Origin of the sequence: Kitasatospora sp. NPDC048286, from assembly GCF_043201735.1 — a bacterium.
Lineage (GTDB): Bacteria > Actinomycetota > Actinomycetes > Streptomycetales > Streptomycetaceae > Kitasatospora.
This window is the reverse complement of the sequence record NZ_JBICZE010000003.1, coordinates 514,681-534,998: the sequence shown is the minus strand read 5'-3', so window position 1 is coordinate 534,998 and position 20,318 is coordinate 514,681. Positions and strand designations below refer to the sequence as shown.

At 71.0% G+C, this 20,318-nt stretch carries 19 protein-coding genes and 2 pseudogenes; all 21 read right to left on the bottom strand.

What is annotated here, in order from left to right; translation table 11 throughout:
- Nucleotides 1-343: 343 nt before the first annotated feature.
- The 21 genes and pseudogenes from ACGF13_RS09630 to ACGF13_RS09530 all read right to left on the bottom strand — a co-directional run bounded on the left by ACGF13_RS09630 (nt 344) and on the right by ACGF13_RS09530 (nt 20,277).
- Nucleotides 344-847: a hypothetical protein gene (locus tag ACGF13_RS09630; protein ID WP_392871068.1), complete on the bottom strand. Its 504-nt coding sequence runs from the start codon at nt 845-847 to the stop codon at nt 344-346.
- The gene (locus ACGF13_RS09625) at nt 744-2,210 is read right to left on the bottom strand and encodes a recombinase family protein (protein ID WP_392871065.1); all 1,467 of its coding nucleotides are present in this window, start codon (nt 2,208-2,210) and stop codon (nt 744-746) included. Before ACGF13_RS09625 ends, ACGF13_RS09630 begins: the two co-directional genes overlap by 104 nt.
- 335 nt (nt 2,211-2,545) lie before the next feature.
- Nucleotides 2,546-2,853: pseudogene (locus ACGF13_RS09620) on the bottom strand (IS481 family transposase); the annotation flags it as partial.
- A gap of 48 nt (nt 2,854-2,901) precedes the next feature.
- The gene (locus ACGF13_RS09615; protein ID WP_392871660.1) at nt 2,902-3,372 is read right to left on the bottom strand and encodes a tetratricopeptide repeat protein; all 471 of its coding nucleotides are present in this window, start codon (nt 3,370-3,372) and stop codon (nt 2,902-2,904) included.
- 96 nt (nt 3,373-3,468) lie between these two features.
- Nucleotides 3,469-3,570 (bottom strand): annotated as a pseudogene (locus tag ACGF13_RS09610) (hypothetical protein); the annotation flags it as partial.
- Between the two features lie 937 nt (nt 3,571-4,507).
- A complete protein-coding gene (locus tag ACGF13_RS09605) occupies nt 4,508-5,857 on the bottom strand; it encodes a replication-associated recombination protein A (protein WP_392871062.1) in 1,350 nt (449 codons plus the stop codon).
- A 26-nt stretch (nt 5,858-5,883) separates the two neighbouring features.
- Nucleotides 5,884-6,735, bottom strand: coding sequence for a PhzF family phenazine biosynthesis protein (locus ACGF13_RS09600; RefSeq protein ID WP_392871059.1), 852 nt, complete (start codon nt 6,733-6,735; stop codon nt 5,884-5,886).
- Nucleotides 6,736-6,792: 57 nt separating this feature from the next.
- Nucleotides 6,793-8,469, bottom strand: coding sequence for an asparaginase domain-containing protein (locus ACGF13_RS09595; protein ID WP_392871056.1), 1,677 nt, complete (start codon nt 8,467-8,469; stop codon nt 6,793-6,795).
- The gene (locus tag ACGF13_RS09590; RefSeq protein WP_392871053.1) at nt 8,466-8,951 is read right to left on the bottom strand and encodes a DUF488 family protein; all 486 of its coding nucleotides are present in this window, start codon (nt 8,949-8,951) and stop codon (nt 8,466-8,468) included. Before ACGF13_RS09590 ends, ACGF13_RS09595 begins: the two co-directional genes overlap by 4 nt.
- Nucleotides 8,952-9,001: 50 nt before the next feature.
- Entirely contained in the window at nt 9,002-10,021 is a 1,020-nt protein-coding gene (locus ACGF13_RS09585; RefSeq protein ID WP_392871050.1) for a methyltransferase, read from the bottom strand.
- A 134-nt stretch (nt 10,022-10,155) separates the two neighbouring features.
- Nucleotides 10,156-10,566, bottom strand: coding sequence for a VOC family protein (locus tag ACGF13_RS09580; RefSeq protein WP_392871047.1), 411 nt, complete (start codon nt 10,564-10,566; stop codon nt 10,156-10,158).
- Nucleotides 10,567-10,602: 36 nt separating this feature from the next.
- Nucleotides 10,603-11,094 (bottom strand): PhzA/PhzB family protein, encoded by a 492-nt coding sequence (locus tag ACGF13_RS09575; RefSeq protein WP_392871044.1) that lies wholly within the window; start codon nt 11,092-11,094, stop codon nt 10,603-10,605.
- A gap of 120 nt (nt 11,095-11,214) precedes the next feature.
- Nucleotides 11,215-11,616, bottom strand: a complete 402-nt coding sequence (locus ACGF13_RS09570; RefSeq protein ID WP_392871041.1) for a RidA family protein — start codon at nt 11,614-11,616, stop codon at nt 11,215-11,217.
- A 61-nt stretch (nt 11,617-11,677) separates the two neighbouring features.
- Nucleotides 11,678-13,510 carry an asparagine synthase (glutamine-hydrolyzing) gene (gene asnB, locus ACGF13_RS09565; protein WP_392871038.1) on the bottom strand — a complete coding sequence of 611 codons (1,833 nt, stop codon included), beginning with the start codon at nt 13,508-13,510 and terminating at the stop codon, nt 11,678-11,680.
- A gap of 30 nt (nt 13,511-13,540) precedes the next feature.
- Nucleotides 13,541-14,158, bottom strand: a complete 618-nt coding sequence (gene phzG, locus ACGF13_RS09560; RefSeq protein WP_392871035.1) for a phenazine biosynthesis FMN-dependent oxidase PhzG — start codon at nt 14,156-14,158, stop codon at nt 13,541-13,543.
- Nucleotides 14,155-14,502 (bottom strand): hypothetical protein, encoded by a 348-nt coding sequence (locus ACGF13_RS09555; RefSeq protein ID WP_392871032.1) that lies wholly within the window; start codon nt 14,500-14,502, stop codon nt 14,155-14,157. The genes phzG and ACGF13_RS09555 overlap by 4 nt, the downstream gene beginning before the upstream one ends.
- Complete coding sequence (locus ACGF13_RS09550) at nt 14,499-16,403, bottom strand: chorismate-binding protein (protein WP_392871029.1); 1,905 nt, start codon at nt 16,401-16,403, stop codon at nt 14,499-14,501. Before ACGF13_RS09550 ends, ACGF13_RS09555 begins: the two co-directional genes overlap by 4 nt.
- Entirely contained in the window at nt 16,400-17,023 is a 624-nt protein-coding gene (locus ACGF13_RS09545) for an isochorismatase family protein (protein WP_392871026.1), read from the bottom strand. The genes ACGF13_RS09550 and ACGF13_RS09545 overlap by 4 nt, the downstream gene beginning before the upstream one ends.
- Nucleotides 17,024-17,274: 251 nt before the next feature.
- A complete protein-coding gene (locus ACGF13_RS09540; protein ID WP_392871023.1) occupies nt 17,275-17,871 on the bottom strand; it encodes a YybH family protein in 597 nt (198 codons plus the stop codon).
- A 652-nt stretch (nt 17,872-18,523) separates the two neighbouring features.
- Nucleotides 18,524-18,895, bottom strand: a complete 372-nt coding sequence (locus ACGF13_RS09535; protein WP_392871020.1) for an integrase core domain-containing protein — start codon at nt 18,893-18,895, stop codon at nt 18,524-18,526.
- Nucleotides 18,896-19,128: 233 nt separating this feature from the next.
- The gene (locus ACGF13_RS09530; RefSeq protein WP_392871017.1) at nt 19,129-20,277 is read right to left on the bottom strand and encodes a cytochrome P450; all 1,149 of its coding nucleotides are present in this window, start codon (nt 20,275-20,277) and stop codon (nt 19,129-19,131) included.
- Nucleotides 20,278-20,318: the final 41 nt, after the last annotated feature.

Sequence of the window (20,318 nt, the reverse complement as noted above, 5' to 3'; positions counted from 1 at the left end):
CAATCCTCCGAGCGGGGTTGGTGAGCCAACCCCGCTCGGCCACTGGTGACGGCGTCGTCCGAGGCAACCCCCAGCCGCGTGCGGCCGTTGCGACCTCCCGGCGCCCCGGGCACGCCCGGCACGTTTCGAGGCCCCGGTGTGAGGGTGGGCACCGTGTGAGAGTGGGAACGAGGGCGGTCGACTCGTCTGACAGTGTGACAGGACCTAGTTATCCACCTTGTCCGCCCGACGCCGGGGTGATCGGTGTCGTGTCGGGTGCGGCTCAGCCGATTGGCGCTGCCTGACGGCCGTTCGAGCACGCACCGTGGCGTCCTGGGGCCCCGGTGGCTGCCTCTTTCCTCGCCTAGCGATCACCGCAGCAGAGGTCCCCGAAGGTGGCCGCCGTGCCGCTCGTCGAGACGGGCTGGATGACGTAGTCGTCGGCCGGCTGCGGCGGGCTGTACATGGGGAGCGAGGTGTCGTAGGTCGTCGTGAACGCCAGATCCAGGAAGTTGAGGCACCCGCCCTGGCGCGCGTAGACGTTCCAGTAGGCGATCGACGGACTGGCCGGGCCGGTCCAGGAAATCGTGGACGCCGTGGACGAGACCTCGATCGGATCCGGCTTCACGTCCTTCGACGCGTCGTAGAGGCGAAGCTGACCGAGCACGGTGTTCACCAGGCGCTCGGAGTCGGCGAAGCCCACCGAGATCCGCTCGATGGTCTTGCCGGCCGCGTCGAGACTGCCGCCGAACTCCTGCCACCCGTCACCCGAGCTCGTCGCCGGTACGGTCTGCGAGGTGCCGTCCTCGTAGGAGAAGCGCGCGTACGGGGCCGGCCCCTCCTTCGCCCGGGCAACGAACCTCAGCACCGGCCTGGCGTCGGCCGGGACCGCGATCTTGGTGGCGTAGAGCCCGAACTCGCCTCCGCCCGAGAAGGAGTTGGCGGCGGTCGTCCTGGTCGGGCTGGGCCCAGGCATCCGCGAAGGTCTGGCCGGTCTCGACTTCCACCCAGGTGGAGGAACGTTGTGGGAGGGCTGCGAGGCGGCGGCGTTCGTCAACGAGGACTTCGAGGGCTTCGGAGTATTCGTCGTCGCCTCCGGGGTAGTCGAAAAGGTTGCGGCGCTTTTCCTCGCGGAGGTCCTTCATGGCCTGGGTGACGTGGTTGAGCTGCTCGGTGTGGTCCTCGCCGGGGATGAACCTGCGCACCGTCATCGCCAGGCCGGCCAACCGGTCCACCAGAGCGGCGATCGCTGTGGTGACGCGCTCGCCCCTGACGGACTGGCCCTTGCACGCTGGTTTGCCGGCCGTCTTCGCGCACCGGTAGTACTCGTAGATCTTGCCGTTCTTGGCGAGGTTCACCTGCCGGTAGAACCGATCGCCGCAGCGGTCGCAGTGCGCAACGCCGAGCCAGGGCGAGGCGCCGTTCGAGCGTTCCTTGGTGATCGCACGCTCGTCCATCGCCGCCTGGACCGCGGCCCACTCCCCCTCCGTGAACAGAGGCTTGGCCATCCGGATCGGCAGGCCCTTCGCGTCCCGGGCGATCTTGCGTGCCTTCACGGAGCGGCCGGTCAGCTTCAGGCCCATCGTCGCCGGCGAGCGAAGGATCTTGCCCACGCTGGTCGGGTTCCAGTGGTTCGACGGCGCGGTCTTGCGCTTGCTCGTGTAGGTGTCGCCCTGGTTCTTGTACGCGTGCATCGACGGGGTGTCGAACCCGGCGCCTTCCAGGGCCATGGCGATCATCCACTGACTCTGCCCCTCCAGAAGAAGCTTGCCCATGTAGCGGACGGCCTCGGAGGTGACCGAGTCCGGTTCAAGTGTGCGGCCACCGCCGGAGCGGTCGACGATCCGATACCCGTACGGCGGCTGCCCGCCGGCCCAGCGGTCCGTCTTGCGCAGGTGCTTGTGCGCGGCCGTGACGCGGGCCTTGATCCGCTTGAGCTCCATCTCCGCGAAGATCGACGCCAGCATCAGGAAGGTCTTGGCCAGCTCATTCCCGAACGACGACTCCCGGCCCTCCCGGTAGTCCAGGGTGATCCCGTCGTCGGTGAAGACCAGGACTTTGTGGTTCTCCTCGGCCCAGTGGGCGAGGTCCGCACAGTCCTTCGCGGACCTGAATGCCCGGTCGACCTTCGCCCACACCATCGCGTCCCACTCGCCTTGGCGCTCGGTGAGCCACGGGCCCAGGTCCGGGCGCTTCCACGGCGTGACCTCGGCGGGGACGTCCAGCAGCACTCGAACGGGTGGACCTTTTTCGAAAAGGCGTCTATCCGCTGGCACTTCGACCTCCAGGTCGCCACCCCGGGCCTCGCGAACAAGTGCATCGCCGCCTACGTCGAGCGCGCCGCCACCCACGCGGAACGCTGGTCCGACCACGCCCCCGTCACCGCCGAGTTCGATTTCGACCTTAACTGACCGCCAGATTTCCACAGTTGGCAACCCAACAGGGCATTGCCCCTACGCTGACCGCCCGCAACCAGCACAGGGTTCACTCACATCGACTCGCGCGGCCCGCAGACGACCAACAGCTCGACGGGGAAGTGATGAATCGACCAGTTTTGTAGAACCAGGATCTCGCTGTAGGCCAAGCGGGAGTGGTCGTCGACGGCGTTGTGCAGGTAGCTCCAGCCAGCCCGGGAGCGGTTCTTGCGGCCAGCCTGGCGGCCGAGGAACCGGTGACCGCCGTCATCGGGGATGTTGCCGCGCTTCCTGGTGTCGACGTGGACCAACTCGCTTGGTGCGCACTGCTCGTAGTGCCGTATCGCGCGACTCGTGGCACGGTCCAGGTGCGAGAGGCGGTCGAGGCGGTAGCGGTTCAGCACGCGTGCACGGTGGCCGGGTTGAGCTTCAGCAGGTAGGCGATGCGGGCCGGCCCCAGCGCCGCAGGACGCGGACCTTGATGATGTGCCTCTTCGACAAACTGGCATCAGGCGAGTTCGTCGATCAGCCAGTCGAGCTGCCCGGTGATGGAGCGAACGAGCGGGTGGTCCGGGCCGAGGATCCGCCGGTAACCGGAGAGGCAGCTCTTCAGGATCTCCGCCGCTTCCTGCCGACTGCCCACGTCGACCAGGACGTTGGCAAGGTTGTGTCGGGCGCGGAGGGTGCTCGGGTGGCCTTCGCCGTACCGACGGACGGTACTGACCTCCACCTCGCGCAGCACGACGGCGGCTTCCTCGTACCGGCGCCGCGCGTGGAGCACGGCTGCGAGGTCGTTGCGGATGGAGAGCGTTTCGCCATCGCCCCGCCCGCCGGTGCTCTCGTACGAGGCCAGAACCGCGCTCAGCACCCGCTCCAACTCGTCGAGGCGGCCGAGCCGGCACAGGACCGCGCCGAGATTTGCACGCGCGGTGAGAAGCGCGTCGTGATCGCCCTCGACCTGCCGTTCGAGACGATCGATCAGATCACGCAGTTCTCTCTCGCCCTCCGCCCACCGGCCCGCCCTCGTTGGCGATGCCGTGTACTCGTTCGCATCTTTCAGGGTGTCGGGATGACCCGGCCCGAGGGCACGTCTACGCCGCTCGAGCACGTCCCGGCGCAATGCGACGGCTTCCGGCACGCGATGCAGACCCTCCAGAACGCCGGCCAGATGGGCCGCGCTGTCGAGCGTGTCCGGATGACCACGGCCGAGGAGCGAGGCTCGGCTAGGCCCTGCTCACCACCCGCGGCCCCGACTGGGGCTTTCCGACCTATGCCGCCGGCGCCCCCTCCGAAGCCTGCATGACCGCTGCCGCCCTCAACGCGCTCTCCCTCCGGCCGCCCACCGACCCCACCGTCCTCCCCTGCGCCCTGGAAAGCCTCACCGCCCAGCAGCGCACCGACGGCACCTTCCCCCGGACTGGAGCGCCAGCCGGCTCCAGACGATGTTCCGCGCCGTCCTCTCCGCCTCGCACTTCGACCAGCCCCACGCGCACCCGCTCAGATCGAAGGCCCTGGCACACATCCTGGACACCCAGAACCCCGACGGCGGCTGGGGCCGGCAACCCGGCTCGCCCAGCGACCCGATCAGCACCGCCTACGCCCTGATCGCCCTGTGCCACAGAGCGACCCGCGCCCCTTCGTCTTCCGCACCCGTCCTCAGCGACATCTTCACCCTCCTCGCCTTCGCCCACATCTTCCACCGCCTGACGCCCACCCCCGCCCCCGTCCCCGCACCCACCCGCGCTGAATCGGCCCCGGCCAGCACTGAACCCACCCGACCACCGTGGGCCGGCTGCCAGCCAGGATTCGGTGGCGATGAACAGGCTGCCCGCCTCGGCGAGGGTGCGGGCACCCTGCGTGTGCCGGGCCCGCACACCCCACCCTTTCCACCTCGGGTGGCGTCAGCAGGTGGTGGGCGGGGTCTTGCCGGCGAAGCGGTCCGCGAACCAGGGTCCAACCTGGCCCGACAGTGAAGCGCCTGGTCAGAGGGCTGGGCGGAGCTCCGCCGCAGGTCGGGGTCGGCTGGCAGTGGTTCCGCTTCAACGTCTGACGGGCGCCGGGGCGGACGTCCGGAGGGGCCCGACCCGTTGGCTTGGGGGGCGGGCCCCTCGGCGTCATTCGCCGCGGACGGTGCGGCGGAGCTCGGTGAGGCGCTCGTGCAGGGTGCGTTCCCAGCCGTGCCGGGTGGGGCGGTAGTAGTTCTTGCCGACCAGGGCGTCCGGCGGGTACTGCTGCTCCAGCACCCCGTCGGGGGCACGGTGGGGGTAGCGGTAACCGGTCGCGCCACCCAGCTCGGCGGCGCCCGCGTAGCGGCTGTACCGCAGGTTGGCGGGAACCTCGCCAAGGTCGCCGGCCCGGACGTCGGCCATGGCCTCGTCGATCCCAACGATCACCGTGTTCGACTTGGGGGCCAGGGCCAGGTGCACGGTGGCCTGGGCCAGGGCGAGGCGGGCCTCGGGCAAGCCGATCAGGTCGACGGTCTGCGCCGCGGCCACGGCGGCTTGCAGGGCCGTGGGGTCGGCCAGCCCGACGTCCTCGCTGGCGTGCACCAGCAGCCGGCGCGCGATGAACCGTGGGTCCTCACCGGCCACAAGCATGCGGGCCAGGTAGTGCAGCGCGGCGTCGGGGTCCGAGCCGCGGACGGACTTGATGAAAGCGCTGACGACGTCGTGGTGCTGGTCGCCCTGCCGGTCGTAGCGCACGGTGGCCTCGGCCACGGCCCGCTCCACGGCCGGCACGTCGATCACGGTGCCGCCGGTGTCGAGGACCCCGTCGGCGCCGGCCTCCAGGGCGGTCAGCGCGCTGCGGGCGTCGCCGGAGGCCAGGCGCACCAGCGTGTCCTCGGCCTCGGCCGACAGCGAGACCGCCCCGTCGAGCCCGCGCGGGTCGGCCACCGCCCGCCGCAGCAGGGCGCGGACCTCGCCCCCGTCCAGGGGCCGGAGCTTCAGCACCAGCAGCCGGGAGAGCAGCGGCGCCACCACCGAGAACGACGGGTTCTCCGTGGTGGCGGCGACGAGCAGCACGATCCGGTCCTCGACGGCCCCGAGCAGCGCGTCCTGCTGGGTCCTGGAGAAGCGGTGTACCTCGTCGACGAACAGCACGGTCCGCCGGTCGCGGCGGCGGCGCGCGCCGTCGATCGCCTCGCGCAGGTCCTTGACGCCGCTGGACAGGGCCGAGAGGGCGACGAAGCGCCGGGTGCCGGCGCCGGCGAGCAGCCGGGCGATCGTGGTCTTCCCGGTGCCGGGCGGGCCGTAGAGCAGCACCGACGCCGCCTCCCCGCCCTCCAGCAGGCGCCGCAGCGGTGTGCCGGGCCGCAGCAGGTGCGGCTGGCCGACCACCTCGTCGAGCGAGCGGGGCCGCAAGCGCACCGCCAGCGGCGAGCCGGCCGGGGCCGGCCCGGCCGGCGGGGCCTCGGGGATCGGTAGCGCGAACAGCCCCTCGTCCTCTGCGGGTTGATAGGTCATGGGGGGACCCTATGCCCGTCGCGCGGCTACGCGTACAGCGTTCCGCGGGCGACGACGACGGCGGACCCGGCGACCTGGACCGACTCGATCCGTTCCGGCGTGCCGAAGGCCCGGGCCCGCATCGTCGAGGGGCGGCCGATCTCGACGCCCTGGCGGATCTCGATCCACTCCCCGAAGGGGACCAGGCCGTGCCGGGCCAGGTGCACCGCCAGCGCGCCGGCGGCCGAGCCGGTGGCCGCGTCCTCCACGACGCCGTAGGCGGGCGAGAACATCCGCAGCCGCCACTGCGAGCCCGCGCCCGCAAAGCAGTTGGCGGCCATGTCGGGCAGCCGGGCGAGCACCCGCTGGTCCGGTTCGAGGGCGGAGAGCGAGGCCACGCTGTCCAGGCCGACGAACACGTGCCGCGGTCCGTTGCGGTAGACCTCGACCGGCAGCGTCCGGGGGGCCGAGGCCAGGCCGAGACCGGCGAGCAACTCGTCCGCGCGCTTGTAGAGTTCCCAGGTCGGGACGGGCTGCCACATGCGGGCGGAGTCGGCCCGCCCGTCGTCGGCCCGTTCGAACTCGAACGCCACGGTGCCCATGGCGGTCTCCATCCGGATCGTCTCCGCCTTGTCCGCCTCGCCGAGCACGATGGCCGTCCCCAGGGTCGGATGGCCGGCGAACGGCAGCTCGTTCACCGGGGTGAAGATCCGCACCCGCACGTCGCCGTCGCCCTCCGGGGGGAGGACGAAGACGGTCTCCGACAGGTGCATCTCCTGCGCGATCCGCTGCATGCGCTCGGGAGGGAGCCCGGCGGAGTCCACGAAGACCGCAGTCGGGTTGCCTTCCAGCGGGACGTCGGTGAAGACGTCGGCCACCACGTACTCGTATCTACCCATGGGTTTCCGTTCTCGAAGTCCCCCGCACGCCGCGCGGGCCGGGGGACGGATGCCTGGTCAGTGGGTGTCGAACAGGGCCTGGTACCGGGCGACGGCCCGCTCGGTGGCCGCCCGCTCCTGCGCGGTCGGGTCGAACGGGTCGGCGGCGGGCGGCAGCGCGCCGAACTTGAGCAGCGCGGCCATCAGGAGCAGGCGCGCCTTGGTGGCGGTGAGGTTGTTGCCGGAGACGAACACCGGGTCGGTTCGGTACGCCATGCCACCGGTGTTCCCGCGGCCGGTGCGGACCACCGGCATGCCGGCGAAAACGGCGACGGCCAGGGCCGCGTTCCTCGTCGGGTCGGCCATCCCGAACGGCGACATGCCTTCGCAGACGAAGCCGGACAGCGGCGCCCTGGCGAGGTTCGTCCCGATCCGGGCGAGCACCTCGACCTCGTCGTCGGGGGTGGACCGGCCGTCCTTGCCGGTGCCCGTCGCCGCGTACCGGCTGTACTTGGTGATCGTGACGTGCGGCATGGCGGTGGGGACGAGCCCGCCGGCGTCCCTGGTCACCACGTCGACGGTGGTCACACCCGCGTCCAGCGTCCCGGTCACGCCGGTCACCCGCTCGGGGAGCGCGGTCAGACGCAGGTCCGAGCGGTGGGTGTGGCCGCGGGCGGGCAGGTAGGTGAGCTGCGGGGGGCCGTAGCCGCCGAGGTCGGCGACGATTCCACCGTGCCCGCCGGTGACCTCGTAGCCCCCCGGCCTGGCGTCGACCTTGGTCACGTCCCGGGCGGCGTAAACGAGTTCGTCGACGACCACGCAGGCGCCGACGCGGTCCGCGCCCCGTTCGTCGAGGGCGACGCCGGAGGCGATGTACTTCACGCCGTCGACCACGTTGCGGTCGCCGTCGGCGCTCGACGTCTGGTGCCGGCGCTGGGCCGCGTGTCCGACGAGCGGCACCGTCGTGTCGACGAGCAGCCCGAGCCAGTAGAGGGTCTCGTCGACGGTCGGGCTGCCCTCCAGCCACTGGAGGCCGGTGTACTCCCCGGTGGCGAGGACGGCCTGGACCAGGTTGGTGGCCCGGGCGAGGTCCGCCAGGCCGGGCTCGGTCTGGAGGTGGTACGGGTAGTAGACGAAGAAGTCCTCCCCGAGGCGCTCGGACCCGGGGCCTGCGGTGTAGCCGCCGGAGGGGGCGGCGCGGAAGAAGTCGAAATCGGCGATCGACCCCAGTTCGACCGGGGTGCCGTGGTCGGCGAGGCCGAACCGCTCGATCTCCTCGTAGAGACGGCGGGCGTCGGGATAGAAGGTCTGCCGGGCGAACTCCGGGGATGCGAGCGGGGCGGTCGCGGTCTCCTCCCAGGCGGACCCGTCCGCCTGCCGGGCCATGTAGGGCAGGGGGTAGAGGCCGTCGTCGGGGTGGAGCTCGACGACGTGCACCGGGGTGGCGTCGCCGCCGGGCGGCTCCTCGTGGAACGCGCCGTCCCGGTCGAGCCAGCCGTCCGGCGGGGCGTACAGGTGGGCCGAGTCCCGTTCGAGCGGGTGCGCGCTGAACGCCTCGACGTAGACCGTCGCGGGTGCGGCGAGCCGCTGGGGGCGCAGCAGGTCGAAGCGGGCGGCGCGCGGCGGGAGGCCGTACCGGGCGCGCGCCTTGTTCGACGTGACCAGGTCCGGGGTGTTCAGGATCGTCGCGGTCGGCCCGGCGAACACCGCGATCCGCGGTCGCGGTGCGCCGGCCGGCCCAGGGCTGCCCGTCACAGCGGGCCCAGGTGTTCGATGGTGACGAGGTGCCGTTCGGCCAGCCGCCGGGCGACCAGGGAGCGGTGGCAGGCTTCGGGGTCGCGCTCGACGCAGAAGAGTGCGGCGACACCGTCCTCCGGCAGCGCCGCCACGATCGGTGCGAGGTCGGCTTGGTCGAGTATCTCGCCGGTGTAGCGGCGGGTGTACTCGGCGGCGAGCTCCTGGCGCGAGCGCTTGCCGACCCCGTTGCGGGCGTCCTCGGCGTACTGGAGCCGGCGCAGTTCCGTCGTCGGGGCGAGTTCGAGGTGGTGCCGGTAGGCGATCCCGGCGCCGGCGAGGGCCGCCTGGAGCCGCAGCGAGTTGGCCCAGGCGTACGCGGGGCCGCGGACCCCGCGGCGCTGGCGCACGTCGATCAGCAGGCGGACGTCCGCCTGCCGCAGTCGTTGCAGGTAGGAATCGCCGTCGAAGCCATAGACGCCGATCGTCGCGATCTTCGGCACCGGAATCTCCCGTCGGCCGGTAGCTCGTTGGTGGGTGTGTGGGGGCTCCGCTACGGCTGCGACGAGGGGCGGGGCTCGGCAACCAGCGCGGTGGTCTCCATGGGCAGTTCGGCGGTCCGAACGATGTCCAGGCCGGCCCGGTCGAGCAGGGAGGTGACCCGGTCGAGGGTGCGGTGCGCGCCGCCGGTCGTCACCAGGAGGTGCAGGTCCCACAGGGCGGGCAGCACGGTGGAGTCCTTGTCCGCGACGAAGCGGTCGATGACCAGCAGCCGTGCGGAGGGGTCCGCCATGGCGCGGCGGCAGTTCTCGAAGACGCCGACGACCGCGTCGTCGTCCCAGCCCGCCAGCACCCGGCAGAGGATGTAGACGTCCCCGCCCGCCGGGACGCCCTCGAACATGTCGCCCCCGACCAGCCGGACGCGCTCCGGTCCGACCGCAGCGACCAGGTGCTCGCGGGCCTTGAGCATCATGTGTTCGCGGTCGAAGAGAACGCCCCCGGCGTCCGGCGTCGCGGCGAGGATCGTGGCGAGCAGGTGCCCGCCCCCGCCGCCCACGTCCACGACCGTCCGGCCGGAGAAGTCGAACACCTCGGGCACCTGGTGGAAGAACATGCTTCCGGCGTTCATGGTGTGCTGGAAGCGCCGGGCGAGCGCGGGGTCCTGGCCGAGGTGGTCGTAGAACGGCAGGCCGTAGGCGGCCTCGAAGCCCGAGCTCGCCGTGGAGACGGCGTGGTGGGCGTGGCCCCAGGCGGCGTAGAACTCCTCGCCGTAGAGCAGGCACATGTCGTGCAGGGACTGGGGCCCGGCGAGCAGGGCCGTGCTCACCGGGGTGTTCCGGTAGCCGGTCGTCCCGTCGCCCTCGAACACGCCCATGGCCACCAGGAGGCGCATCAGCCGGTGCACGCCCCGTTCGTCCGCGCCGGTCGCCCGGGCGAGTTCGGGGTCTGTGTCCCGGCCGGCCTCGACGTGGTCCGGCAGGTCCAGTTTGACGGCGGTGTAGAGGGCCTGGGCCCGCCAGCCGCCGGTGATGACGTCGATCACATCCCGGGTGGCCTGTATGTCGACTGCCATGGAGACTCCTCATTCCGGCCTCCCGGACCGGTACCGGGCGGCCCACTGCGCCGTGGTCCTCCACGGCGTGTCGTCACGGTCCGAGCCCCGGTCCGGTCCGGGGCCGCCTCGAACACGGGCGGCCCCGGGGCCGGTCAGGAGTGCGGTCGGGTGATGTTGACCATCCAGGTGATCCCGAACCGGTCCACCAGCGAGCCGGCCTCGTCACCCCACGCCTGCTTCTCCAGCGGCAGCGTCACGGTGCCGCCGACGGCGAGCTTCTCGAAGTGGTCGCGGATCCCGGCGTCGTCGCCGCCGAGGAAGACCGCGACGTTGTTGCCGGGGTGGAGGGGCACCCGCGCCGGGGCGTCCCACCCCATCAGCGTGTAGCCGTCCGGGGTCACCAGGACGGCGTGCATGACCTTGTCGGCGTCGGGCGCGTCCGTCGATCCGAAATCGCCGACCGTGCCCAGTTCGAGTTCACCGCCGAATACCTCCCGGTAGAACTCCATCGCTTCCCGCGCGTTTCCGTCGAAGGCGATGCACGGATTGAGTCGAGAGCCCATCCGGTGCTCCTCGCTGTGAGTACGAACGAAATCGGACTAGGTGGGGATGCCCCCGCGCTTGATCTCCGGGACCTCCACGCCCAGCGCCCGCAGCTGCTGGAACGGGTTCATGAACTCGCGGTTCTGCTTGATCTTCCCGTCGGCCAGCACGAACGAGTGTATGAAATGGTTCCGGTAGTGGCCCGACGGGTAGTCCGGATAAAGGATCTGCCCTTCTCCGTCACATTCCACCCAGAAGTGGTTGGGGTCCTGGGTGTCGAAGATCCGGACGTTCTTCCATTCCCAGTCGGGGAACATCCGCAGGGACCACTCGCCGTGCTGCCGGAGCTTCTCGTGGCCCTGCGAGACGACCGGTTCCCCGGTGTCGGTGGTGTAGAGGCCGGCGCTGCCGTCCTCGGCGAAGAGCAGGTACCGCGTCAGGCGGTTCTCGCCCTTCCGGCTCATGTAGTCCGCGACCACTTCGCGGTGCCGGCGGCGGAGTTCGACGTCGTTTCCGAAGTGCTCGGGCTGCGCATGGGTGTCTGCCATCTCGTGTCCCCTCGCTCCTTGGTGTGACCCGCCCGGTCGTGCCCGTCCCCCGTACCGGTCGTACGGCCCCGGGCCGCCGCCTGGTCCGGGGAAGGCCCCGGACCAGGCGGCGGCGAGGCGTCAGGACCGCGTGGCGACCGCTTCGACCTCGAACAGGATGTTGGGCATGGCCAGGGAGGCCACCCCGATGACGGTCTGCGTGGGCGGCGTCCCGGCGCCGCTGCCCGCCACGGCCATGCCGATCGTCTTGAGCTTGTCGAAGTCCGGGTCCACCACGTACGTCCGGAGCTGGACGACGTCGGTGAGGTCCAGGCCGTGGGCGGCGAGGGCCGTGCCGAGGTTGCCGAACGCCTGCTGCACCTGCTCGGCGAAGTCGTCCGAGACGACCATGCCGTCCGGGCCCGAGCCGTACTGGCCGGAGACGAACACCAGCTCGGTGCCGGCCGGGACGCTGGCCGTGTGGCTGTAGCCGAGCGGGCGCGGGTCGTGCAAACCGTCAGGATTGACGATCGTGTGGGGCACTTGGATTACCTCTTCTGTGAGATGGGTTTTTCTGTGCTGAATTGCCTTGGCATCGGCACCGTCAGTACAGACGGAGTTCGGGGCGGTAAATGTCCAGCCACGCACTCAGATCGAGTACCCTCTCCATGCCGTTGCGGACGTCGAGGGTCATCGTGTCCGGGTCCTGTCGCGTAATTCGTTCGATCCGGTCGCGATCGACCAGTTCGAACACCGGATCGTCGGTCGCGAGCAGTTCCCTGCTCTGTTGTAGCAGAGATACGGCGTACTGCGGGGCGAGAGTGGCGGGATAGGGCGCTTTGGTCCGCTTCAGCACCGACTGGGGCAGGATATCGGCGGTCGCGGCGCGCAGCAGGCTTTTCTCCCGACCGTCGAAGGTCTTCATGGACCACGGGGTGTTGTAGACGTACTCCACCAGCCGGTGGTCGCAGAAAGGAACCCGGACTTCCAGTCCGACGGCCATGCTGATCCGGTCCTTGCGCTCCAGCAGCATGCGGACGAATCGGGTCAGGTGCAAGTGGCACATCACCCGCATCCGCAGCTCGTGGTCGCTCTCGCCGTCGGCCCGCTCGACCTCGGCGACGCCCTCGGCGTAGCGCTCGCGGATGTAGGCCGGCAGGTCGAGGGCGGCGGTGAGGGCGGGGTTGAACCGGTCGGACACCTGGGCCTTCGCGCCGCTGACGAAGACGGCCATCCACGGGAAGGTCTCCGCGGCCTGGGCCTCCGGCTGGTGGAACCAGCGGTACCCGCCGAAGACCTCGTCGGCGGACTCCCCGGACAGGGCGACCGTGGAGTGCTCGCGGATCGCCTGGAACAGCAGGTACAGCGAGGCGTCCATGTCGCCGAGGCTGAGCGGGCTGTCCCGCGCGGTGATGACCTTGCGGCGGATCTCCGGGTCTGCGATCGCCGTGTGGTCGAGCACGATGGCCTGGTGCTGCGAGCCGACGTGCGCCGCCACCTCGCGCGCGTACGGGCCGTCCGAGGTGCCCCGCAGCTCGTCGGCGACGAAGTCGTCCTCCCGTCCGGCGAAGTCCACCGCGAAGCTGCGCACCTCCTTGCCGAGCCGGGCGGCGGCCAGGGCGGTGATCACGCTGGAGTCGAGCCCGCCGGAGAGCAGCGTGCAGCGCGGCACGTCGGAGACCAGCTGACGGTCCACGATGTCCTCGAGCAGCATGCGCACGGTGTCGACGGTGGTCTGCCGGTCGTCGGTGTGGACGCGGGTCGGCAGAGTCCAGTAGCGGTGCTCGCGCAGGCCGCCGCGGTCGACAGTGACCACGCCGCCCGGGACCACCTCGCGCATCCCGCACCAGACCGCGGCCCCCGGCGTCTGGGTGAAGCTGACCAGCTCCCGCAGGCCGTCGAGGTCGACCGCGCGCTCCGCCAGCGGGTTGGCGAGGATCGCCTTCGGCTCGGAGCCGAACAGCACCCCGTCCTCGGTGGCGTAGAAGTACACCGGCTTGACGCCCAGCCGGTCGCGGATCAGCACGAGCTTCTCGACCCGGGCGTCCCAGATCGCGAAGGCGTACATGCCGTTCAGCCGCTCGGCGACCGCCTCGCCCCACTCCAGGTAGCCGTGGAGCACCACCTCGGTGTCGCTGCGGGTCCGGAACCGGTGGCCGCGGCGGACCAGTTCACCCCTGAGCTCGGTGAAGTTGTAGACCTCGCCGCTGTAGGTGAGCGTCACCTCGCCGTCGTCGGTCCGCACCGACATCGGCTGGGTGCCGCCTTCGAGGTCGATGATCGACAGGCGCCGGTGGCCGAGCGCCGCGTGCCGGTCGAGCCAGGCACCCTCGGCGTCCGGCCCCCGACAGGCCATGGTCAGGGTCATCGCGTCCAGGTCCGCGCGGTGCTGAGTCAGGTCCCGGTCGAAGGAGACCCAGCCCGAGATTCCACACATCGACTTACCTTCTCCTGTTGGAGGGCACGGTCAGGGTTGGAGCCGGTCGGCGCGCCAGCCGGAGCCGTCGCGCTCGTAGCGCAGCCTTTGGTGCAGCCGGTCCGGGGCGGCCTGCCAGAACTCGACCGCCGCGGGCTCCAGCAGGTAGCCGAGCCAGCGGGCCGGGCGGGGCAGCGCCCTGCCGTCGCGGCCCAGCCGCTCGGCCTCCGCCCTCAGGGCGTGCTCGTCCGGTAGCGGTGCGCTCTGGTGCGAGGCCACCGACATCGGGTGCGCGGCGGCCGGCCGGGCGGCCCACAAGGCATCGGTCTCGCCGTCGGGCAGCGGACGGGTCGGGCCGCTCACGATCGCCTGGCGGCCGGCCTCGCGCCAGTAGAGCACCCCGGACGCCCACGGCGTCCCGGCCAGGTCCCGGCCCTTGCGGCTGTCGGCGTGGCTGGCGAACACCAGGCCCGTGTCGCGGACCGCGAGCACCTGCACGATCCGGTTCGAGGCGTGGCCGCGGGCATCGGCGGAGGCCAGCGCCAGCGCGCCCGGCTCGCGGACGGCGTTCGCGACGGCGCTGTCGAACCAGGCCTGGAGCAGGCCCATCGGTTCGGCGGGCGGGGCGGCGAACTCGTCGGACGCCGGGGGCGGGGTCGACGCGCTCACGACGGCTCCTCGACGGGTTCGAAGGCGAGGCCTCGGTCGAGCGTCCCGCCGGAGCGGACGCCCTCCACGAGCGCCTCGACCTCGGTCGCCATCCGGACGGTCGGCGGGTAGCCGATGAGCTCGGTGGCCCGGTTCGGCGGCATCGGTGCGGTCAGGTCGGCCGTGGACTCCCACAGCATCACCGCGCCCCAGCGGTTGGTCCGCCGGTCGGAGATCCAGAACTTCAGACGAAGTCCGTCGATCCCGGCCCACGGCTCCACGCCCTCGTCCCGCAGGTAGCCCCGCAGGGAGTCGATGGTCTGGTCGGACCCGGAGAGGTCCCACCAGGAGATGGTGGCTTTCACGCGTTCAGCACCTCCTTGGTTTCCGTCAACGGCGCCAGCAGCGCGCCCAGGATGCGTTCTCCGTCCCGGGTGAGCACCGATTCGAGGTGGAACTGCACCGAGCTGAAGTGCGGCCCGCGCAGGGCGTGCACCTCGCCGGTGTCGGCGTCCAGGTTGACCCGCACCTCGCCCACGCCGGGGCACTCCAGCTGCTCGGCCCGCGCGTAGGCCGCGTAGGAGTTGTAGAAACCGACGCGCTCCCGTGAGCCGAACAGGTCGATCTCGCGTTGGGTCCCCTGGTTCGGGACCTGGCGGCGTCTCAGTCGCAGGCCGAGGTGCCGGCACAGCAGCTGATGGCTCAGGCACACGGCCAGGAAGGGGGTGCGCCGGGACAGCAGCTCCTCGATCGCCGAGGTTAGGCGGGCCATCCGGGGATGGCCGGCCTCGCGCGGGTCGCCGGGGCCGGGGCCCAGGACGACGAGGTCGTGGTCGTCGAAGCGGTGGGGCGCGTCGAAGCCGGCCAGGTGCACCGTCAGCCCGACGGCGCGCAGCTGGTGGGCCAGCATCGCGCTGAAGGTGTCCTCGGCGTCGACGACCAGGGCCCGGCGGCCGGCCAGTGCCGGGTGCGGCCGGGTCCGCGCCGCAGTGTCGCTGAGCCAGAAGCGCGCGATCGTCCCGTTGCGTCGGCCCAGGGCCTCCCGGACCAGCGGGTGCTCGTCGAGCCGCTCGTCGGCGCCCAGTGCCGAGAGCAGGCCCGCGGCCTTGGTTCGGGTCTCGGCGACCTCGGCGGCGGGATCGGAGTGCCGGACCAGGGTCGCGCCCACCCCGACCTCGACACGCCCCGCGCCGTCGGGGCCCGGGCCACTGATGTCGGCGGTGCGGATGAGGATCGCGGAGTCCAGGGTGCGTGCGCCGTCGGCGCCGCGGCCGATGAGCGCGGCGACGCCTCCGTAGTAGCCACGGCCGCGCGGTTCGTGGCGGGCGATCACCCGGCAGGCGTTCTCCAGCGGGCTGCCGGTCACCGTGGGGGCGAACAGGGTCTCCCGCAGGATGTCCCGGGGGTCGAGGTCGCTGTGCCCCTCGATGACGTACTCGGTGTGCGCGAGCCAGGCCATCTGCCGCAGGAACGGGCCCACCACCCGGCCGCCGCTCCGGCAGACGCGGGCCATCATCTTCAGTTCCTCGTCCAGGACCATGTACAGCTCGTCGGTCTCCTTGCCGTCGGTCAGGAAGTCCATGACCTCGGACAGCACCGGTCCGCTCGGGGGGTAGCGGTAGGTCCCGCTGATCGGGGTCATCGCCGCGACGCCGTCCCGCAGGCTGACGTGGCGTTCCGGGGTGGCGCCGACGAAGGTCCGGGTGCCGGTGTGCACGAGGAACGTCCAGTAGGCGCCGGTCTCCCGGGTGAGCAGCCGCCGGAACAGGCTCAGCGCGCTGCGCGTCGAGTAGCCGGTGACGGTGGCGACGAACGAGCGCTTGATGACGAAGTTCGACCCCTCCCCGGTGCCGATCTCGTGGTCGAGCACCGCGCGCACCGTGTCGGCGTAGGCCTCGTCGTCGGTGTCGAAGCATCCGCCGGCCAGGGCGATCGGCTCGTCCGGCAGGCGCCTGAGCACCTCGGAGGTGGCGATCCGGCCCTGGTCGGTCACCGTCATCGCGAGCAGCGGCGAGCCGTCCGGGACGGCGGCGAAGCCGCGCTCGGCGATCTGCTGGTGGGGCACCAGGACCAGCGCGTCGTGCCGGGCCTCGCCGGGGGTTCGGGGCTGGTCGCCCAGCGGGATGTCGGCGAGCCGGGCCGGGGTGCCGATCCGGCCCAGCAGGACGTCCATCCGGTCCGGGCCCAGGCTCTCGGGGCGGTGCAGGAGGGCGAAGGCGCCCGGATCGGGGCCCAGGACGCGCCCGAGCAACTGCGACGGGTTCATCGGAAGACCTCCTCGGTGGTGGTGACCACCGAGCAGCGGGCGGCCGCGTAGTCGAGGGCCAGCCGGTGGTACTCGGCGGAGAAGTCGCCGACGGCGTCGGCGACCAGGAACGGCTGGATGTCGTTGGTGAACGCCTCAAGGGCCGTGGCCAGGACACCGACGTGCGCGTACACCCCGCAGAGGATCAGCTGGTCGCGGCCCTGGTCCCGCATGCGGGCCAGCAGGGCGGAGTTGAAGAACGCGCTGTAGCGCCACTTGGTGAGCACGTCGTCCGCCGGCCGGGGCGTGAGCTCCGCGACGATCAGGCGGTCGTCGGGGGCCACGCTCATGCCGGGGCCCCAGAAGTCCTTGAGCAGACCGCGTTCCCGCTCCGTCATGCCGCCGGGCTGCGCGGTGTAGGACACCGGGACGTCGAGGGCGGTGCAGCGCTCCCGCAGCAGCGCGCAGTTGCGCACCAGCGGGTCGCGCACCGCCGGCGGGAACGGCGCGAGGAAGTAGCGCTGCATGTCGTGCACGAGCAGCATCGCCCGGCGCGGATCGGGGGTCCAGCGCGCGGTGTTGACGGGCAGGTCGTCCGTCGTCGGAAGCGGGTAGGCCGCGATCGGCGCTACGCCCGACACCGTCCCTCCCCGGCCCGGTGCGACTCCACGTCATCCGCGGTGTGTTCCGCGAGGTCCCTCCACCGGGGCCGCTGCCGGGCGACCGGGGCTGTCGAAGCTACGAGCGAGGTGGCGTTCAAGTTTTCTCCAGAGCTCGAACATGTCGGCACTCGCTGTTCGTGGAATTCCTGATTCCGGGAACTACGGAAAGGCTTTTGTTGTGCACCCGGCGGGCCGGGCAGGCGGCGGAAAAGGCCGCCGAGGAGGTGCGGTCAGTGGTGAGCCGGCGTTCCGTCGCCGTGCGGCGGATAAGGATTGTCCTGGACGTACAGCCAGGTGCCGTTTGACTGTTCCTGCACGGTGTCGCAGAAATTCCCGCTGAAACTCTCGCGGGTGCCGTCCGCCCTGGTCTGCTCCAGGGTGTATTCGCCCATGATGGACGCCGTGCGGTTACGCACCGTGCCGCCACCCGCGCGCTTTCCTCCCGCGATCACGGTTTGCTTGGGGTTGACCGTGAGGACCGGATCCGACTTGAACCACTCGACGTAGAACGCCCGGATGGCCGCGCGGCCCCTGATGACCGACTTGTCGTAGTTGACGATCGCGGCCTCGGACTCCTGGAGGGCGACGATCCCGTCCACGTCCTTGGCCTTGATCCGCTCACCCAGGATCTTCAGCAACTGGGCGGGGGTCCTGGCAACGGGCCGGGCCCCGTCGATGTCCTCCGGTGTCACGGCGTCGGCCGCCTCGCTCATGATTGACGGTTCCTTTGCCGTGCCGGCCCAGCCGGAAGCGGAACTGTAGAATCCCGCGAGCGCCAGCACAATGGCGATGCTTGCGACCGGCAAGCCCCGTCGGATTGCCTTCATGTCATCCCCCCAAACCGGAGATGGCAGCCAGGAAGACTCACGCGTCTTCGGCGTCGGACCTCCAGCCGGCCGTCAAGCGGAATGTCGCAATCCGTCTGCGGCGGGCGTGGTCCCATTAGCCCCCGTTTGCCATCCCAACCCCCGTGATGCCAGTCATACAACAGTCAGAAAGAGGATTCTGTCAAGGTTCGGAGAGAGTGCTGTGCGGAGTTGTTCTTCGATCTTCCGGGTACGGGTTCATGCGTCGTCACGACAGCTGGAATTCTTGATCAATTCCCCGTTGGCGCTGGCCGGCGGAGCAGATTTTCGCCGTCGGCGACCAGCCTTGATCTTTCATGACGGTCCGTCGGTTCGTTCGGCGGACCGTTTCGGCTGCTCGGGCTGGTGACGGGCAGGCCCGTGGCCCGGCTGTCGCGTCGGGTGGGCGCCGGGTTCCACGACTCCGGCCGGAGGATGGCTCGTCGGGGCAGGATGTCGTTGCTGGTCAGCCGGGGTTCGGGAGGACCTGGAGGCGCTCGAACGCGGTGGTGATCACTTCTGTCCAGAGCCAGTGAACGTTTACATCCGAGAGAGCGTCCCTGCCAGGCCTGTAGGGTTCCAAAAGTCCCGCGCATGCGCTGACCTGTGTCTTCGTCAGCTGTCGTGATCTTCGTCAAGCAATGTTGCGGTACTCGTGGATGAGTCCGCCGAGGACGTCGTGGCACTGGATTCGCTGTGTGGGGAACGGGATGACGTCGGAGTCGTCGGCTGGAGCGCGAAGCTGCAGCGCGCGGTGCGGTCTTCCGGAGTTGTAGTGGCAGGCGTACTCGGCGAGCACGTGCCGCAGGTGCTGCTCGTTGTAGATCAGCAGCCGGTCGGTGCACTCGGCTCGTACGGTGCGTATGAACCTCTCCGCGTGGGCGTTCATCTGCGGTGTCTGCGGCGCGCTCTTGAGGATTTCGATGCCGTCGGCGGTGAAGACCGCGTCGAACGCGCACCGTTCCGCAGACCTCGCCGGCGGCAACCGGATCTCGGCCACGACCATGAGGCGCTGGTGCGACGAGGTCGTCGCCCTGCTGGCGGCGCCGGCGTGCCCGGACGCGGAGGCGTCCGGAGGGCGGCCGCAGGCGGGTGGAGGGGCAGGGACCCGGGAGGCCGGCCGGAGCACGGGGGCACGCCCCGGCCGGCCACCCGTGGCCCCCGCCCCTCCACCCGCTCACCCCGCGCGGTCCGGCGCGTGGTTGCGCACGGCCGCGCGGGTCGGCTGCGGGGCCGGCGTCAGCCGGACACCCGGACCGGCAGCCGCCGGGGGCAGATGATCTGCATCGGGTTCTCGAACTCGACGCCGGCCGCGTGGTCCACGGCGATGTCGTCGTAGCGGTCGAACAGCGCGTTGAGCGCGATGCCGACCTCCAGCCGGGCCAGCGGGGCGCCGAGGCAGAAGTGGATGCCCTGCCCGAAGGCGATGTGCCCGCCGGTGTCGCGGTGGATGTCGAACCGGTCGGGGTCCGTGAAGCGCTCGGTGTCCCGGTTGGCCGCGCCGACCCACAGGGTGACCAGTTCGTCCTTGCCGATCCGCTGCCCGCGGATCTCGGTCTCGGTGGTGGTCACCCGCGCCATCCGGGAGAAGGGCGGGTACAGGCGCATCAGTTCCTCGATGGCGCCGGGCAGCAGCCCGCGGTCCGTGCGTACGGCGGCCAGCGCCTCGGGATGGCGGTCGAAGGTGAGGATGGCGTTGCCGATCATCGCCATCGAGGCGGCGTGTCCGGCGAACAGGGTGAGGCCGACCAGGCCGATCAGGTCGGCATCCCGGAGCGGCTCGTCGTCCACGACCGCGTGGGCCAGCCCGGTGAGCATGTCGTCGGCCGGGTTCTGCCGGCGTCGGTGCACGTGGCCCAGGATGTACTCGTTCATCTCCCGGATGGCCGGGGCGACTTCGGACTCCATCACCTTCGGCGGCACGGTCGCCGCGTCGAGCGCGCCCAGCGCGTCGCCCCAGGCCCGGTACATCGGCACGTCCTCGGGCGGCAGGCCGAGCATCTCCGCGACCACGATGATCGGCAGCGGGTAGGCGACCGCGTCGATCAGGTCGAAGGTGTCCGCTCCGGACAGCCCGTCGAGGAGGGACTCGGTGGTCCGGGTGATCCGCTCCGCGAGGCCCGCCACCGCGCGCGGGGTGAAGGACTGGTTGACGGCCCGACGCAGCCTGCGGTGGTGGGGCGGGTCGTTGGTGACCAGGTTCCCGGTGAGGAACAGGTCGAGGTCCGGCTGCGGTTCGTTGAACAGCCGCACGGTGTCCGAGGAGAAGGTCTTCGGGTCGGTGAGCACTCGGGTGATGTCCGCGTGGCGGAACAGCTGCCACCCGTACTCGTCGTCGTGGTGGATCGCGTGCTGTCCCTGCATCTGGCGGAACCAGGAGAACAGCACGTCTACAGGTTCGGTTGCGGATTTCTCTTGCGCCGGCATGA